At 71.2% G+C, this 15,161-nt stretch carries 14 protein-coding genes; 11 read left to right on the plus strand and 3 right to left on the minus strand.

Annotated elements, in window-relative coordinates:
• Positions 1-347: 347 nt before the first annotated feature.
• Both purS and purQ read left to right on the plus strand, forming a co-directional pair.
• On the plus strand, positions 348-596 hold the full coding sequence (gene purS, locus IM767_RS16045) for a phosphoribosylformylglycinamidine synthase subunit PurS (protein WP_109211897.1): 249 nt from the start codon (positions 348-350) through the stop codon (positions 594-596).
• The gene (gene purQ / locus IM767_RS16050) at positions 593-1,300 is read left to right on the plus strand and encodes a phosphoribosylformylglycinamidine synthase subunit PurQ (RefSeq protein ID WP_109211896.1); all 708 of its coding nucleotides are present in this window, start codon (positions 593-595) and stop codon (positions 1,298-1,300) included. The genes purS and purQ overlap by 4 nt, the downstream gene beginning before the upstream one ends.
• Before the next feature lie 71 nt (positions 1,301-1,371).
• On the opposite strand, the gene IM767_RS16055 is transcribed toward purQ, so the two are convergent.
• Complete coding sequence (locus IM767_RS16055; RefSeq protein ID WP_109211895.1) at positions 1,372-1,803, minus strand: DUF1761 domain-containing protein; 432 nt, start codon at positions 1,801-1,803, stop codon at positions 1,372-1,374.
• Positions 1,804-1,944: 141 nt separating this feature from the next.
• On the opposite strand from IM767_RS16055, the gene IM767_RS16060 reads away from it, so the two are divergent.
• Both IM767_RS16060 and IM767_RS16065 read left to right on the plus strand, forming a co-directional pair.
• Positions 1,945-2,877: a 2-hydroxyacid dehydrogenase gene (locus IM767_RS16060; RefSeq protein ID WP_194398910.1), complete on the plus strand. Its 933-nt coding sequence runs from the start codon at positions 1,945-1,947 to the stop codon at positions 2,875-2,877.
• Positions 2,878-2,987: 110 nt separating this feature from the next.
• Positions 2,988-3,572 (plus strand): pyridoxamine 5'-phosphate oxidase family protein, encoded by a 585-nt coding sequence (locus tag IM767_RS16065; RefSeq protein WP_109211894.1) that lies wholly within the window; start codon positions 2,988-2,990, stop codon positions 3,570-3,572.
• Positions 3,573-3,598: 26 nt separating this feature from the next.
• Here the strand turns inward: IM767_RS16065 and IM767_RS16070 are convergent, their stop codons facing one another.
• Positions 3,599-4,114: an adenine phosphoribosyltransferase gene (locus IM767_RS16070; RefSeq protein WP_109211893.1), complete on the minus strand. Its 516-nt coding sequence runs from the start codon at positions 4,112-4,114 to the stop codon at positions 3,599-3,601.
• A gap of 154 nt (positions 4,115-4,268) precedes the next feature.
• Between IM767_RS16070 and IM767_RS16075 the strand changes: the two genes are divergently transcribed.
• From IM767_RS16075 to IM767_RS16100, 6 genes are all read left to right on the plus strand, one after another.
• Entirely contained in the window at positions 4,269-5,951 is a 1,683-nt protein-coding gene (locus IM767_RS16075; protein ID WP_109211892.1) for a glycoside hydrolase family 13 protein, read from the plus strand.
• 133 nt (positions 5,952-6,084) lie between these two features.
• Positions 6,085-7,104: a LacI family DNA-binding transcriptional regulator gene (locus tag IM767_RS16080; protein WP_109211891.1), complete on the plus strand. Its 1,020-nt coding sequence runs from the start codon at positions 6,085-6,087 to the stop codon at positions 7,102-7,104.
• Between the two features lie 22 nt (positions 7,105-7,126).
• Positions 7,127-8,329 carry an MFS transporter gene (locus IM767_RS16085; RefSeq protein ID WP_109211890.1) on the plus strand — a complete coding sequence of 401 codons (1,203 nt, stop codon included), beginning with the start codon at positions 7,127-7,129 and terminating at the stop codon, positions 8,327-8,329.
• Between the two features lie 176 nt (positions 8,330-8,505).
• A complete protein-coding gene (locus tag IM767_RS16090) occupies positions 8,506-8,889 on the plus strand; it encodes a YciI family protein (RefSeq protein WP_109211889.1) in 384 nt (127 codons plus the stop codon).
• Between the two features lie 105 nt (positions 8,890-8,994).
• Entirely contained in the window at positions 8,995-10,239 is a 1,245-nt protein-coding gene (locus IM767_RS16095; RefSeq protein ID WP_239453467.1) for an RNA polymerase sigma factor, read from the plus strand.
• A gap of 91 nt (positions 10,240-10,330) precedes the next feature.
• Positions 10,331-11,557, plus strand: coding sequence for an amidohydrolase (locus IM767_RS16100; RefSeq protein WP_109211887.1), 1,227 nt, complete (start codon positions 10,331-10,333; stop codon positions 11,555-11,557).
• A 132-nt stretch (positions 11,558-11,689) separates the two neighbouring features.
• On the opposite strand, the gene IM767_RS16105 is transcribed toward IM767_RS16100, so the two are convergent.
• Positions 11,690-12,784 (minus strand): VanZ family protein, encoded by a 1,095-nt coding sequence (locus IM767_RS16105; RefSeq protein WP_109208827.1) that lies wholly within the window; start codon positions 12,782-12,784, stop codon positions 11,690-11,692.
• A gap of 136 nt (positions 12,785-12,920) precedes the next feature.
• On the opposite strand from IM767_RS16105, the gene IM767_RS16110 reads away from it, so the two are divergent.
• The gene (locus IM767_RS16110; RefSeq protein ID WP_109208859.1) at positions 12,921-15,002 is read left to right on the plus strand and encodes an APC family permease; all 2,082 of its coding nucleotides are present in this window, start codon (positions 12,921-12,923) and stop codon (positions 15,000-15,002) included.
• Positions 15,003-15,161: the final 159 nt, after the last annotated feature.

The following is a 15,161-nucleotide window of genomic DNA, read 5'->3' on the forward strand; positions in this document are numbered from 1 at the left end:
GCGCGGACGGGTGCCGTGCCGTGGCGTTCGTGGGAGCGTTCCCACCGAACGAGACGCAACGCTATGGGATCGCTCCCACGATGTCAAGGGAGCGCTCCCACGGTTCGGTCACAGTTGCGTCACAGTGCTTTCGCATCGCGCACTCGGTCGTGAATCCGGCCTAACGGCTGCGAAGTGCGCGACTCGAAACGACCAGCGGACGGGTCAGCGGGAGCGGGGAAACGCCGGATGCGGGGGCCGTAGACTGGAGGGGACCCCTGCCCGCGACATCCGGCGTTCCGACTCCTCGCTGCGCTCGTCGCTCAACGACCGATCAGCTGCGGCCTCCGGCCGCCAGGAGGATCCTGATGCCCACCATCGTCGTCGACGTCATGCCCAAGGCCGAGCTTCTGGACCCCCAGGGGAAGGCCGTCTCCGGCGCGTTCGCCCGTCTCGGGGTCGCGGACTTCAGCTCCGTGCGCATCGGAAAGCGGTTCGAGCTCACCGTCGAGGGCGAGGTCACCGACGAGGTCCTCGCCGAGGCGAAGCGCGTCGCCGACGAGATCCTCTCGAACTCGGTGATCGAGGACGTCGTCGGCGTCGAGGTGGTGGAATGACCGCCCGCATCGGGGTCATCACCTTCCCCGGCTCGCTCGACGACCGCGACGCGCAGCGCGCGATCCGCATCGCCGGCGCGGAGCCCGTCGCCCTCTGGCACGGTTCGCACGACCTCGACGGCGTCGACGCGCTCGTCCTGCCCGGCGGCTTCAGCTACGGCGACTACCTGCGCGCGGGCGCGATCGCGGCGCTGGCGCCCATCATGTCGGAAGTGAAGGATGCCGCGGCCAAGGGCATGCCCATCCTCGGCATCTGCAACGGCTTCCAGATGCTCGTCGAGGCGCACCTGCTGCCTGGCGGCCTGATCCGCAACGCGCACCAGCAGTTCGTGCGCCGCGACCAGAAGCTGCGCGTCGAGAACAACGACACCGCGTGGACCAGCGATTTCGCCTCCGGCCAGGAGATCGTCATCCCCCTGAAGAACGCGGACGGCGGCTACATCGCCTCCGAGTCCGAGCTCGACCGCCTCGAGGGCGAGGGCCTGGTGGCCTTCCGCTACCTCGGCGTGAACCCGAACGGGTCGCTGCGCGACATCGCGGGCATCGCCAACGAGCGCGGCAACGTCGTCGGCCTGATGCCGCACCCCGAGCACGCCGTCGAGCCGGGCTTCGGCCCCGACACCACCGCCGCGATGCGGTCGGGCGTCGACGGCCTGTCGTTCTTCACGGCGGCGATCGCCGCCGTGGTGGGCGCGGCCGCCTGACGCGTTTCGTCTCGCTTCGCTTGCTCAACGATCGCAACCCCGGTCGCTGCGCCTGTCGAAGCGCGCGGGGCTCAGACCGTGCCGGCAGGCGGCCAGACGCCGATGATGAGCGCCATCACCAGGATGGTGACGAGCTCGTGCGCGATGTTCAGGACGGTCAGCGACGACGGGCGTCCCTCGAACGCGTCGTGCGTGATGAACCGCGCCGCGGTGAAGCCCGCCCACAGGATGAGCCCCGTCAGCACCGCCGCCCACAGGTAGCTGCCGCCGTAGAAGTGCCATGCAATCGACGAGGCGCCGGCCAGCACCCACGCGGTCACGAAGCTCACGATGACGGTCACCACGATCGGCACGACGGCGCTGGCACCGGGCCGGTCCATGTCGACATTCGCGAGCTTCGCCCAGCGCGTGCCGAACACCTTCGGCGTGTACCAGATCGAGCCGACGACCATGCTCGACGCGGTCGCGATCAGTACGGCCCAGTAGTTGATCTCGGGAACCATCTCCGCCTCTCCGGCGCCGCCCGCGGTTGATCTCGTGCTGCCTCCTCGGTGGGATGCCGATCGGGCCGCGGCGCCCGTTCGACGCGAGCGTAGCGCCGGGCGGCGGCCCCGGTCACGCACCCCGCCGGTAGCGTGGACAGCGTGAGCAGTGGCATCCGGAATCTCGTCGTCAGCGTCCCCACCGAAGAACTCGCCGCGGATCTCGGAGAAGTCCCCGCCGGAGTGGAGCTGGTGGTGTGGCCGATGGATGCCGCGGCCCCGCGTGATCGCTTCGACATCGTCGTGCCGCCCTACATGTCGATGGCGAAGGTGCTCGAGCGCCTCGAGGGCATCGAGGTGGGCCTGGTGCAGGGCCAGTCAATCGGGTTCGACGGCGTCGCCGACATCCTGCCCGAGGGCCTCACGTTCGCCAACGCCGCCTCGGTGCACGAGACGTCGACGGCCGAGCTCGCCGTCGGTCTCGCCATCGCCGCGCAGCGCCACCTCGACGACTTCGCACGCGACACCGCGGCCGGGCGCTGGGCGCCCGTCTTCGCGCAGAGCCTCGCGGACCGCCGCGTGCTGCTGCTCGGCTACGGCGGGGTGGGCAAGGCGGTGGCCGCCCGCCTGGCGCCGTTCGAGGTGGAGCTGACCCCGGTCGCCTCCCGGGCGCGCGAGGAGGACGGCATGGCGGTCCACGGCGTCGACGAGCTCCCCGACCTCCTCCCCCACGCCGAGATCGTGATCGTGACCCTCCCCGGCGGCGAATCCACCCAGGGCCTCGTCGACGACGCGTTCCTGTCGGCGCTGCCCGACGGCGCTCTGCTCGTCAACGTCGGCCGTGGCACGATCGTCGACACCGACGCCCTCGTCGACCACGTGCGCCGCGGGCGCATCCGCGCGGCGCTGGACGTCACCGACCCCGAGCCGCTGCCCGAAGGGCACGAGCTCTGGGGCCTGCCCGGCGTCCTCATCGCGCCGCACGTCGGCGGGGCGTCCAGCGCGATGCGCCCGCGGGTGGCGAAGCTGGTGCGCACGCAGATCGAGCGGCTGGCGGCAGGCGAGCCTCCGCTCAACGTCGTGCTCGGCGGCTGAGCCCGATCAGCCGTCGGCCCCGATCAGCCGCCGGTCCGCCGCCGCGCCCGTCGCCCCCCTTCAGATCTGCGCCGCTGTGGGGTAGACCCGAAGGGACGGAAGGTGGTGCGATGAAGGACTCGCCGGCAGCGGACCGGACACCAGGAGTGGAGCGGCTCTCGACTTCGACGTGCTGGGAATACGTGCAGGAGGCCCAGCTCGGCCGCCTTGCGGTGATCAACGCCGACGGCGCGCCGGACATCTTTCCGGTGAACCACCTCGCTCATGGGGGCGCGCTGTTCATCCGCACGGCGCGGGACCCGAAGCTGATGCACATCGCCCACCACCCGATGGTGGCGTTCGAGGTGGACGGCCGGCGCGACGATTTCTACTGGAGCGTCGTGATCAGGGGCAACGCGGAGCGGGCGACCCGTGAGGACGAGCTCCGCGACAGCGGCGTTCGCAACCTGGCGTCGTGGAGCCCGACCATGAAGCTCTTCGCGATCAAGATCATCGCGCACTCGGTCACGGGCCGGAGGTTCCCCGCCGACCTCGCCCACGCCGACCGGCTCATCGCGTTCGAGGGCGACGCCGCGCCGAGCGCGCCGCAGGAGCCTTCATCGCGCATCCGCGGCGAGCGGCCCGCTCCGATCCCGCACTTCGTGCCCCGCACGGGTGCGAATCCGGTGCTCCCCGACGCAGAGCCCGAGCGCTGACCGGCGCCGGTGTCCACTCGGGCTGGTCAGGCGGTGAACACCGTGTGCACGTCGCCGACGATCTCGCCGCCGAGCGCGGTCAGTTCCATGAGCACGGCGGTTCCGACGACGACGCCGCCCAGCGAGGCGACGAGCTCGTGCGCGGCGACGAGCGTGCCGCCGGTCGCGAGCACGTCGTCGACCAGCAGCACCCGCGTCCCTTCGGCGATGTCGTCGTGCGCCTCGATCGTGGCGGTGCCGTACTCCAGCGCGTAGGTGACGGATGCCGCGGGCAGGGGCAGCTTGCCGGCCTTGCGGATCGGCACCAGGCCGACGCCGGCCTCCATCGCGACGGCGCCCGCGAGCAGGAACCCGCGTGCCTCGACCCCCGCGACGACGTCGAACGACCCCTCGAATGGGGCGATCATCGCGTGGATGACGGTGCGGAGGGCGCGCGCGTCTGCCAGCAGAGGCGTGATGTCGCGGAACAGGACCCCCGGCTCGGGGTAGTCGGGGATCGTCCGGATGAGCGATTCGGCGCGAGTGAGGGCTTCGGACAGCACCCGCCCACCCTACGCCGGTCCTCGAATGAGGATGGTTGCCGAGATGGGGAGCGGATCCGCGCCCGCGCTCCGCAATCGGGCCCAGCTCCTCAGTTGAGGACGGGACGTCGTGGGTGCGCAACGAGACTGTAAGCGCTTGCAGTACACTGACGGGATGACTTCCGCAGACACCGTCGAGCGCACGGACGCGTTCCTTGCCTCCATCGGCGGCGAATGGTGGCGCACCGCCGTCATCTACCAGATCTACCCCCGTTCCTTCGCGGATGCCTCGGGCGACGGCATCGGCGACCTCCCCGGCATCACCGCGCACCTCGATGACCTCGAGAGCCTCGGCATCGACGCGATCTGGCTGAGCCCCTTCCAGCGCTCGCCCCAGAAGGACGCCGGCTACGACGTCAGCGACTACTGCGATGTCGACCCGCTCTTCGGCACCCTGGCCGACTTCGACACGATGCTGGCCGCGGCGCACGAGCGCGGCATCCGTGTGATCGTCGATCTCGTCCCGAACCACTCCTCCGACCAGCACGAGTGGTTCCAGCAGGCCCTCGCTTCCGCCCCCCACAGCGCGGAGCGCGCGCGGTACATGTTCCGCGACGGCAAGGGCGAGCACGGCGAGCTGCCGCCGAACAACTGGGAGTCCGTCTTCGGCGGCCCGGCGTGGACGCGCGTGGTCGAGGCCGACGGCACCCTCGGGCAGTGGTACCTGCACCTCTTCGACTCGTCGCAGCCCGACTTCGACTGGTCGAACGAGGAGGTCCGCGAGGAGTTCCGCCGCGTGCTGCGCTTCTGGCTCGACCGCGGTGTGGACGGCTTCCGCGTCGACGTCGCCCACGGCCTCGTCAAGGCCGAGGGCCTTCCCGACTACATCCCCGACCCCGAGGCCGGCTCGATGGGCGGCGAAGAGGAGAACGTCCCCTACTGGGGCCAGGACGCCGTGCACGAGGTGTACCGCGACTGGCGCAAGATCATGGAGGAGTACCAGGGCGACCGCGCCCTGGCCGCCGAGGCGTGGCTGCCCACCGCTGAGCGCACCGCGCAGTGGGTGCGTGCCGACGAGATGCACCAGGCCTTCAACTTCCCGTACCTGTCGACCGAGTGGAACGCCGCCGACCTCCGCGAGGTCATCGACGTGTCGCTGCGCGCGTTCCCGGGTGTCGGCGCCCCCAGCACGTGGGTGCTCTCGAACCACGACGTCGTGCGCCACGCCTCGCGCCTGGCGCTGACCGCCGAGAACCCGCAGGGGCACGGCATCGGGCCGGAGTCGCCCGGCCAGCCCATCCCCGAGGTCGGCCTCGCCCGCGCCCGTGCGGCCACGACGCTGATGCTCGCCCTCCCCGGCTCGGCCTACCTCTACCAGGGTGAGGAGCTCGGCCTTCCCGAGGTCATCGACATCCCCGGTGAGGCGCGGCAGGATCCCACCTGGTTCCGCACGAACGGCGAGCGCTACGGCCGCGACGGCTGCCGCGTTCCGATCCCGTGGACCGCCGATGCCCCCGCCTACGGCTTCAACAGCACCGGCGCCTCGTGGCTGCCCCAGCCCGCCGAGTGGGCGACGCTCGCCCGTGACGCGCAGGCGGGCGTGGAGGGCTCCACCCTCGAGCTCTATCGCACGCTCCTCGCCGAGCGTCGCGCCCGCGCCCTCGGCGCGGGGTCGCTGGAGTGGATCGCCGGCTTCGGCGACGACGTCGTGGCATTCCGCAACGGGGATGTCTCGGTCATCGCGAACACCGGTTCCACGCCCGTGACGCTGCCGGACGGTATCGTGATCGCGTCGAGCGGTCCTCTCACCGGTGGGCGGGTGCCGGGCGACACGACGGTGTGGCTCGAGACCGCCTGAGCTGCGGCATCCGTCCAGCCAATGGACCCCGCCCCTCTCCGTCGAGTCGGCGTACCTGCACGCGACACGCCACGCGTGTCGTACAGCTACGCCGACTCGACTGCGGGGAACGAGAAGAAGGTACGGTGACGACGTGGTCAGCATCGACGAGGTCGCCCGCGCGGCGGGCGTGTCGACGGCGACCGTCTCGCGAGCACTGAGCGGGCGCGGCCACGTCTCCGTCGCGGCCAAGGCCAAGGTCGAGGCCGCCGCGAAGAGCCTCGGCTACGTCGTCTCGGCGTCGGCGTCGAGCCTCGCGTCGGGGCGCACGCGCAACATCGGCGTGCTGGTGCCGTTCCTCGACCGCTGGTTCTTCTCGACGGTGCTGAGCGGCATCGCCTCGGCCCTGATGCGGCGCGGCTACGACATCACGCTCTACAGCCTCACGGCCGACCGCGCCGAGCGCCACGACATCTTCGACACCTTCCTGCGGCGCCAGCGCGTGGACGGGGTCATCGCGATCTCGCTCGAGCTCGGCGAGGAGGAGACCGAGCGCCTCGTCGAGCTGGACCTGCCGGTGATCGCGATCGGCGGGCCGAACCCGCACCTGACCACCCTGACGGTCGACGACGTCGCGGTGGCGCGCCTGGCGACCGAGCACCTGCTCGCGCTCGGCCACCGCGAGATCGCCCACATCGGCGCGAGTCCCGAGTTCGACATCGACTTCCACATCCCGACGCGCCGGCGGCAGGGATTCGAGCAGGCGCTGGCGGATGCCGGAATCCCGGTCCGTCCGTCGCTCTTCGAGCCGGCCGACTTCACGATCGAGGGCGGCTTCCGCGCGGCCAAGCAGCTGCTCGGCCAGCCGGGCGGGCGGCCCACGGCGATCTTCGCGGCATCCGACGAGATGGCGATCGGGGCGCTGCTGGCCGCGCGCGACCTGGGCTACCGCGTGCCCGAGGATCTCTCGGTGATCGGGATCGACGGGCACGAGCTCGGCGAGTTCTTCCGTCTGACGACGGTCGACCAGTTCCCGCTCGGTCAGGGCGAGCGCGCCGCCGATGCGATCCTCGAGGCGCTGGAGGCGCCCGACTCCGAGAGCCCGACGCACCGCCCGGGCGAGCTGCCGTACGAGCTGATCGTCCGCGGGTCCACCGCCCGTCTGGCGCAGTGATCAGGCGCCGGAGAATCCAGAGGTGACCGCCCCCGATGCCCTTGCGCGTGCGACCGCTGCGCGCAACGGGGTGGCGGTCCTCTTCATCGCGAACGCGCTCGTGTTCGCCACGATCGTCACGCGCTACCCGGAGCTCAAGGACCGGTTCGGCCTCACGGAGCTGACCTTCGGCCTGATGGTCGCGTGCGGTCCAGTCGGGTCCGTGGTGGGCAGCGTGATCGCGGGCCGGCTGGTGGCCAGGCTCGGCGCGGTGCCGGTCGCCGTGACGTCTTCCGCGATCCTGGGCGGACTGCTGGTGACGGCCGGCTTCGCCGGCACGCCGATCCTCTTCGCCATGGTGCTGTTCGTCATCGGGTTCGCAGACGCCACCGGCGATGTCGGCAACAACGCACAGGGACTGGCCATCCAGCGGATGATGGGCCGATCGATCATCAACGGCCTGCACGGCGCGTGGAGCGCCGGGGCGATCGCCGGTGCGCTGCTCGGCGCGCTGGCGCTGCAGCTCGGGATGCCCATCTACGTCCACCTGCCCGTCATGGGGTTCGTCATCATCGTCGGCAGTCTCGGTGCCTTGCCGTTCGTGCGACTGCGCACGACGCCGGCACCGCCCTCGGCCACGTCGAACGCCCATCGGCCCGGCCGCCTCAGCGCGCTTCTGGTCGCCGCGTGCGCCATCGCCGCGATCGGCGCCTTCCTCGAGGACGTCGGCTCGACCTGGGGCGGGGTGTACGTGGTCTCCGAGCTCGGCGCCGGTGTCGCCGAAGCGGCGATCCCGTTCGCCGCCCTGATGGGCGCGCTCACGCTGGGCAGATTCGCCTCCGATGCGCTCGTCGACCGGATCGGCGCCGTCGCCACGCTCCGCCTCGGCGCCGTGGCCGCCCTCGTCGGGCTGATCGCCGTCGTCGTCGCTCCGCAGACCTGGGTGGTCGCTTTCGGCCTGGGCCTGCTGGGGCTCGGCATCGCCCCGATGATCCCGCTCGCGATGGACGCCGCCGACCGCGCGCCCGGCCTCGAGCCGGGAACGGGCCTCGCCGCGGCGGCGACGGTGATGCGGGTGGGTCTGCTCGCCGCGCCGCTCGTGGTCGGCGCCGTCGCGGAGTGGACGGGGCTGCGGATCGCGATCGCCGCCTGTTTGCTGGTACCCGTGGCGGCATTCCTCCTCGCGGGGCGACTGCGCACTCGGGAACCACTCGTCGTCGCTGACATGGCCGACCTCGATCGCTGATCCGAGGGGCCCCGGCTGAGCGGCGATCGCCCACGGCGCCACCGTCGACCGGCGGTGCGGAAGAAAGCCGCGGGGATATTGTCGTATCCGAGCCTCGCCGTTCGTGGACTTGGTACGCGGCCCCGTCCGGGAGTCGCAGCGGAGGAGCCACGCTCGTCCGGATGAGAGGAGACGACATGCCGAACTATCTGATCGCATTCAACGACGAGTGGGTGCCGCTGCACACCGCCGAACAGCTGCGCAGCAAGAGTGAAGCCTCGCAGGCACTGCTGGAGGAGATGAAGGACGCCGGCGTCTTCCTCTTCGCCGAGGGCGGGATCGATGCCTCGACCGCGGTCTGCAGCGTCGTCAGCGAGAACGGCAAGCCCGTCTTCACCGATGGGCCGTACGTCGAGACGAAGGAGCACCTCGGCGGGTTCACCGTCGTGAACGTGGCCGACGACGACGCCGCCCGCTACTGGGCCGGACGGCTGGCCGTCGCCCTGGACTGGCCCCAGGAGGTGCATCGCTTCCCCTCGGACATGGCCGAGATCGAGGAGCGGCACGCGTCCGTGGGCTGAGCGACATGGTCCTCCACCCGGTCCATGATCGACCCCGCGAAGGGGCCCCTGCGCATCGCACGCACCTCGCGGTGGACGCGGCTTCGATCGGGCGCTGCGGGAGTCGTGACCGGATCCGCCGCTGACGAGGCGATCGCCCGCGCCCACCGCGAAGAGTGGGCGCGGGTGGTCGCCGGCCTCGCCCGCCGCTTCGGCGACCTCGACCTCGCCGAGGACGCGGCTGCCGAGGCGTTCGTGGCCGCCGTGGAGCGGTGGCCGCAGGACGGGGTGCCCCCGAACCCCGGCGCGTGGCTGACCACGACCGCGGCGCGCAAGGCGATCGACCGGCTGCGGCGTGAGTCGCGTCGCGACGACAAGCACAGGGCGGCGCAGATGCTGGTGGACGACACTCCCCCAAGGCCGACGGGACCGGTGGACGACGACCGGCTTCGGCTGGTCTTCACCTGCTGTCATCCTGCACTGGCCATGGAGGCTCGGGTGGCACTCACCCTTCGGCTGCTGGGCGGACTCACGGTCGGCGAGATCGCCCATGCCTTCTTCGTGCCCGAGACCACCATGGCTCGGCGGATCACCCGCGCGAAGGCCAAGATCGCGGCGACGCGCATCCCCTACCGGGTGCCCTCGGCAGCCGACATCCGCGATCGGATCGCCGGTGTGCTCGGGGTGGTCTACCTGATCTTCAACGAGGGCTATCTGGCGACCACCGGCGACGACCCGCTGCGGGTGGACCTGACCGACGAGGCGATCCGCCTCGGCCGGCTCCTGCGCACCCTCCTTCCCGACGAGGGCGAGGCGACGGGCCTGCTCGCACTGATGCTGCTGATCGACGCGCGGCGCAGTGCGCGCGTGTCGCACTCCGGCGAACTGGTCACGTTGGAGGAGCAGGACCGCGGCGCGTGGAACCGTGAGCTGATCGACGAGGGTCACACCCTGGTGCGGGAACGGATAGCCGCAGTCGCCGCCGGCGCGCAGCCACCGGGGCGGTACCAGCTGCTCGCCGCGATCAACGCCGTGCACACCGATGCTCCGTCCGCCCGCGACACCGACTGGTCGCAGATCGTGGCGCTCTACGACCGTCTGGTGGGCATCGATCCGTCGAGCATCGTGCGACTCAATCGCGCCATCGCGGTCGCCGAGCTGGATGGACCGGACGTCGCCCTCGCGGAGATCGACCGACTCGGCGAGACGCTGGACGGCTACCACGCGTTCCATGCCGCGCGCGCCGACCTGCTCCGCCGGCTCGGCCGCAGCGACGCGTCGCGGTCGGCGTACGACAGAGCCATCCAGCTCGCCGGCAACCCCGCCGAGCGGGCGTACCTCGTCAGGCGCCGCGACCAGCTGGTCTGGTGACCCGGCCTCCGCCGGAGCGCCGCAGTCCGTCCTGTCGCACGTCGACGAGGACGGACGGCGGCCGCCGGACCCCACGGATAGGCTCGACCCCATGACCCTCGACCTCGAAGCGATCTACGTCGATCTGCACCGGCATCCGGAGCTGTCCTTCCAGGAGACCCGGACGGCAGGGGTGATCGCGCAGCACCTGACAGCGCTCGGCATCGAGTTCGAGGAGGGGATCGGCAAGACCGGCATCGCCGCGCGGATCTCCAACGGTGACGGGCCGGTCGTGTGGCTGCGCGCCGACATGGATGCGCTGCCGGTGCCCGAGCAGACCGGCCTCGAATACGCGAGCACCGCGCGCGGCACCGACCCCGCCGGCAACGACGTGCCGGTGATGCACGCGTGCGGCCACGACATGCATGTCACCGCGCTGCTCGGCGCGCTCGAGCGTCTCGTCGCCGCCAAGGACGAATGGTCCGGCACGATCGTCGCCGTCTTCCAGCCCGCCGAGGAGTACGGCGCGGGGTCGCAGGCGATGATCGCCGACGGCGTGCTCGACCGCTTCCCGAAGCCCGACATCGTGCTCGGCCAGCACGTCACCCCGCTGCCCGCGGGCACCATCGGCGTGCGCAGCGGCACCCAGATGGCGGCATCCGACGGCCTGACCGTCACGCTGCTCGGCCGCGGCGGACACGGCTCGCGCCCGCAGGCGACGATCGACCCCGTGGTGATGGCCGCCGCCACCGTCATGCGCCTCCAGACGATCGTCTCGCGCGAGGTCGACCCCCGCGACGTCGCCGTCGTCACCGTCGGCTCGATCCACGCGGGTCTGAAGAACAACATCATCCCCGCCGAGGCCAGGCTCGAGCTCAGCCTGCGCTACCCCGACGACGAGGCCCGCAACCGCGTGCTCGAGAAGGTCGAGCGGATCGTGCGGGCCGAGGCCCAGGCATCCGGAGCCGAGCAGCCGCCCGTGATCGCCGTCGACCACTCGCTCCCTCCCACCATCAACGACGTCGACGCCACCGCGCGCCTGACCACCGCCTTCGACGCGGCCTTCGGCGAAGGCACCGTCATCGACCCCGGCATGTTCACCGGCAGCGAAGACGTGTCGTGGTTCGCCCGCGAGGCGGGCGCGCCGCTGGTGTTCTGGTTCTGGGGCGGCGTCGACCCGGCGAAGTTCGCCGAGGCGCTGGCCGCGGGAACCGTCGAGCGCGACATCCCGACGAACCACTCGCCGTTCTTCGCGCCGGTCCTCCAGCCCACGCTCGGCCGCGGGGTCGACGCGCTCGTGGTCGCCGCACGCGAGTTCCTGGGCGCTCCCACGGCCTGACAGGGGACGGATGCCGCGACCCGCGGCGCGCGGCCGACCCGCGGCGCGCGGCCGGCCCGCGGCGCGCGGCCGGCCCGCGGCTCGTAGCCGGCCCGCGGCTCGCAGCCGGCCGCGGCCCCGGCCGCCGGAAGCCTAGGGCTCGGTCGGATGCCGCGAACACGCGGCATCCGGCTCCTCCCGTTCGCGGGCGTCCGCGTGGCGCTGGCCGGAGACGAGCCCCGGGAGCCCCCGGTGGCCGTCGGTCGTGAACACCAGCACGATCGAGACCACAGCGAACACGCCCGCTACGAAACCCCACGCACCGGGCATGGAGCTGAGTACGAGGTAGCCGCCGATGCCGCCGGCCCAGCGGAGGAAGCGGGCGAGGCCGGTCGGAAGGGGTCCGCCGGCGAAGCGCAGCTGCACCGCGTGGTCGCCGATCGTCGCGCCGGTGGCGAGCGTGACGGCGAGCCACACCACGACGGTCACCATCCCGCCGACCAGACTCGCGGCCGAGCCGTCGCGCACCGCGGCGTCGGCGCCGAACAGGTACAGAAGGAGCTGCACTCCGACCACGACCGACATGGTGAGCACCCACGCGGCGAGCGCATCGCACAGCATGCCGAGGAGGCGGCGGCCGCGGGTGACCGGCTGCGGCAGATCGGCGTCGGGCAGCCGCGGCGATCCCCGGTGGCGGCGCGGTACGAGCAGGCCCAGCAGCGAGCCGAGCACCGCGCCCAGCGTGTTGGTGAGCAGGTCGTCGACGTCGAACACCCGGTAGGCGCACGGGTAGAGGCCCCAGACGCCGGTGTACTGGGTGAGCTCGACGAAGCCCGACAGCACGACGCCGGCGACCACGGCGGTGATGATGCCGCGGCCGCCGAGCACGCGGAGGAATAAGCCGAGCGGCACGAACAGCAGCACGTTCAGCAGCAGCTGGAGCACCGCGGGGTCGGTCGCCGCCGCCGTCCCGCGGCGTGCGATCGCGCCGCGGATGTCGTCGGCGATCGCCGTGACGTCGAAGTTGACGCCGGCGCAGCGGATCGAGTCGGGGTCGGGCAGCGGCAGGAGCGTGTAGGTCCAGACCGCCATCACGTAGATCAGGGCGGCGCCCCACAGCACGAACCTGCCGAAGCCGAAACCGCCGCGCCGACGGTAGCTGAGGGCGACGAAGGGCACGAACAGCAGCACGCCGACGACCACGCCGAGGGTGATCGCGAGCACGCCGAGGATGATCTGCTCGTCCACGCTTCGAGTGTCCCAGAGGAGGGCCGCATGGATTTCGTGAGGATGCTCGTCCGGAGGGGTCCTCACGAACTCCTCACGAGTAACCTGGCCCGCCGTGACGAACGAAACCCGGGAGCCGTCGGTCGACGAGGCGCCGATGGCCAAGCGCCTGATCCTCGGCGACCCCCTCGCGTCCACCGACTCCGAGGAGCACCTGCTGCCGAAGAAGCGGGCGCTGCCGATCTTCGCCTCCGACGCGCTGTCGTCGGTCGCCTACGCGCCGCAGGAGCTCCTGCTCATCCTGCTGACCGGAGGCCTCGCCTTCCTGGCATTCGCCCCGTGGGTCGCCGCGGCCGTCGTCGTGCTCCTCATCGTCGTCGTGGTCAGCTACCGGCAGCTCATCAAGGCGTACCCGTCGGGCGGCGGCGACTACGAGGTCGCGCGCAAGAACCTCGGCGAGGTCCCCGGCGTGATCGTCGCATCGGCGCTGCTCGTGGACTACGTCCTGACCGTCTCGGTGTCGGTCGCCTCAGGCGTCGACAACATCATCTCGGCGCTGCCGGGCCTCAACCCCTTCCGCGTCGAGCTCGCCGTCGGCTTCGTGATCCTCATCGTCGTCATCAACCTCCGCGGAGTGCGCGAGGCGTCGCGGGCGTTCGCCATTCCGACATACGTCTTCATCGGGTCGGTGGCCGTCATGATCGTCGTCGGGCTCTTCCAGACGTTCACCGGCAACACGCCCGTGGCCTCCAGCGCCCAGTACGCCGTCGAGGCGCAGAGCGTCACGCAGGCCGCCGTCATCCTGCTGATCCTGCGCGCGTTCTCGAGCGGCTGCTCCGCCCTCACCGGCGTCGAGGCGGTCTCGAACGGCGTGCAGGCGTTCCGGCAGCCGAAGGTGCGCAACGCGCAGACGACGCTCGCCCTGATGGGCGGCATCGCCATCCTGCTGTTCGCGGGCCTGACCGCGCTCGCTCTCGTGTCGGGCGTGCACTACGCCGAGAACCCGTGCGACCTCATCGGGTTCGACTGCGCGAACAACCCGCAGCCGAGCCTCATGGCGCAGGTGTCGTCGGCCGTCTTCGGCATGAACTCGATCCCGTTCTTCATCGTCCAGGCCGCCACCGCGGTGGTCCTGCTGCTGGCGGCCAACACCGCCTTCAACGGCTTCCCCCTGCTGGGCTCGGTGCTCGCCCGCGACGGGTACGCGCCGAAGGCCCTCAACACCCGCGGCGACCGGCTCGTGTACTCCAACGGCATGATCGTCCTCGGCCTCGTCGCCATCGGCGTGCTGATCGTCTACCAGGCGAACCTCACGAACCTCATCCAGCTCTACATCATCGGAGTGTTCACGTCCTTCACGCTCGGCCAGATCGGCATGATCCGGCACTGGCGCCGGGGACTGCGCGAGCTCGGGGCACGGCCGGCCGACCAGAAGGGCGGCAAGGCCTTCCGCGACGAGCTCTTCAGCTATCGCAAGGGACTCGTCATCAACTCGCTCGGCGCCATGATGACGGCATCCGTCCTGATCATCGTCACGATCACGAAGTTCACGCACGGCGCCTGGCTCGTCTTCCTGGCGATCCCGGTGCTGTCGTTCCTCATGATCGGCGTGCACCGCTACTACCGCGACGTCGAGCACGAGATCGAGATGGACGACAAGACCCACTTCGGGTCGTCGGGGGACGTCGCCCTCATCCTCGTCAACAAGCTGCAGAAGCCGGTCGTCAAGGCGGTCGACTACGCGCTGGCGGCGAAGCACGACAAGACGTTCGCGGTGCACGTCTCGGTGACGAAGGAGGACGCGGCCGCTCTCGAGCAGGAATGGCGCGAGCACCGGATGCCGATCCCGCTGAAGATCATCGAGTCGCCGTACCGCACCTACGCGAGCCCGATCGCCGAGTTCGTCAAGAGGTACCGCGAGCAGCACGGGTCCTCCGTGGTCACCGTCTACCTGCCGCAGTACATCGTCGGCCACTGGTGGGAGTCGCTCCTGCACAACCGGCGCGCGCGTCGCATCGCGCAGCAGCTCATGCTCGTGCACGGGGTCTCGATCACGCTCGTGCCGTGGCTGCTGGACTCGTCCGAGCTGATCTACGGGCGACGGTCCCGTACCCTCCCCGGCGACGATCGCGCCGGCCGCGGCGCGGCGCCCGAGGTGCACCGCGTGGGCAGGCGTGCGATGCGGCCGGCGGGTCCGCCGGTGACCGAGGTCGCGGCATCCGAGTCCCCGAAGGCCTGATCGCCGCCGCCTGATCGCCGCCGCCTGATCGCCTGGTCACCGCTCCGCTGAAGTGTCACGACACGCGGCGACCCGCCCCGCGATCCCGCAGTTCGTGACACCCGAGGGCGGCCGCTGCGGGAGAAGTGTCACGACGCGCGGCGACCCGCCCCGCGATCC

Source organism: Microbacterium ureisolvens (assembly GCF_015278315.1).
GTDB lineage: Bacteria > Actinomycetota > Actinomycetes > Actinomycetales > Microbacteriaceae > Microbacterium > Microbacterium ureisolvens.

What these genes read in the sequence shown, in the direction of transcription:
- purS (WP_109211897.1), top strand. Translation starts at nt 348, where the DNA reads ATGCCCACCATCGTCGTCGACGTCATGCCCAAGGCCGAGCTTCTGGAC.
- purQ (WP_109211896.1), top strand. Translation starts at nt 593, where the DNA reads ATGACCGCCCGCATCGGGGTCATCACCTTCCCCGGCTCGCTCGACGAC.
- IM767_RS16055 (WP_109211895.1), bottom strand. Translation starts at nt 1,803, where the DNA reads ATGGTTCCCGAGATCAACTACTGGGCCGTACTGATCGCGACCGCGTCG.
- IM767_RS16065 (WP_109211894.1), top strand. Translation starts at nt 2,988, where the DNA reads ATGAAGGACTCGCCGGCAGCGGACCGGACACCAGGAGTGGAGCGGCTC.
- IM767_RS16075 (WP_109211892.1), top strand. Translation starts at nt 4,269, where the DNA reads ATGACTTCCGCAGACACCGTCGAGCGCACGGACGCGTTCCTTGCCTCC.
- IM767_RS16090 (WP_109211889.1), top strand. Translation starts at nt 8,506, where the DNA reads ATGCCGAACTATCTGATCGCATTCAACGACGAGTGGGTGCCGCTGCAC.
- IM767_RS16100 (WP_109211887.1), top strand. Translation starts at nt 10,331, where the DNA reads ATGACCCTCGACCTCGAAGCGATCTACGTCGATCTGCACCGGCATCCG.
- IM767_RS16110 (WP_109208859.1), top strand. Translation starts at nt 12,921, where the DNA reads ATGGCCAAGCGCCTGATCCTCGGCGACCCCCTCGCGTCCACCGACTCC.